Origin of the sequence: Cellulomonas bogoriensis 69B4 = DSM 16987 (genome assembly GCF_000767165.1) — a bacterium.
Classification (GTDB): Bacteria; Actinomycetota; Actinomycetes; order Actinomycetales; family Cellulomonadaceae; genus Actinotalea; species Actinotalea bogoriensis.
In genome coordinates this window covers 1-867 of sequence record NZ_AXCZ01000382.1, presented here as the reverse complement: position 1 = coordinate 867, position 867 = coordinate 1, and the positions used below count along the sequence as shown (strand labels likewise).

Annotated in this window: 2 protein-coding genes; one reads left to right on the top strand and one right to left on the bottom strand. The window is 70.1% G+C overall.

Annotation, left to right across the window (positions count from 1 at the left end; all coding sequences use genetic code 11):
- On the bottom strand, positions 1 to 355 hold a 355-nt coding region (locus N869_RS15575), incomplete at its 3' end, for a nitrate- and nitrite sensing domain-containing protein (RefSeq protein ID WP_035063200.1).
- Between the two features lie 189 nt (positions 356 to 544).
- Between N869_RS15575 and N869_RS15570 the strand changes: the two genes are divergently transcribed.
- A partial coding sequence (locus N869_RS15570; RefSeq protein ID WP_156968614.1) for an alcohol dehydrogenase catalytic domain-containing protein occupies positions 545 to 867 on the top strand: 323 nt, incomplete at its 3' end.

The window sequence follows — 867 nt, the reverse complement described above, 5'->3', positions numbered from 1 at the left end:
TGTCGGTGGCGTTGCGGATCAGGGGGTCCACAGCGCCGAAGTCCAGCGCCCCCGCCGAGGTACGGAACCGGTTCATGGCCGTGTCCGTGGCCCTGCGGGCCGCGGCCATCTCCTCCTGGGCGGCGTCGCCGGCCCCGTCGCGGTAGGCGAGGAGGGAGGCGTCGCGTTCATCCTGGAACGAGCGCACCACGTCGCGCGAGCGTTCCAGGGTGACGAGGAGGTCCTCGACCGTCCGTGCGGTGCGCACGTCCTGAGCTGCCTCCAGCGAGATGGTGCCGGCGAGCACGAACAGCACGAGCACAGGCACGGAGAGGGCCGCGAGGACCTTTCCTCGGATGCCGAACCTGCGAAGCATGACGTCTCCTTCACTGCGCGGTGAGCTGCCCCACCGCGCGCGGTGCTGGACGACGACGGTGACGGGGGATGTCATCTGTCGTCAACAAGACATCGGTCAGCCCCCCGTCCTACATGAGGCGTGATCCTCAACTCGTCGACCTCACCACACGATATCGGGCATATTTCACCCTGCTGCAACACTTCTGGCATGCGAATTGTGCAGATCGCCCAACCAGGGGGTCCGGAGCAGCTGCGCAGCGCCCTCGTGGAGGACCCCTCCGCGGGCCCCGGAACGGTGGTCGTGGAGGTCGCCGCAGCAGGTGTCAACAACGCTGACCTGCTCCAACGTGCGGGGCACTACCCCGCCCCGGCCGGCGCCCCGACGTGGCCGGGCCTGGAGGTGAGCGGCCGTGTGGTCGAGGTCGGCCCCGGTGCCGAACCCTGGCAGATCGGTGACCGGGTCGCGGCCCTGCTCGACGGCGGCGGGTACGCCAGCCACGCCGTCGTGCCGGTCGGGCGCCTCCTGCCGGT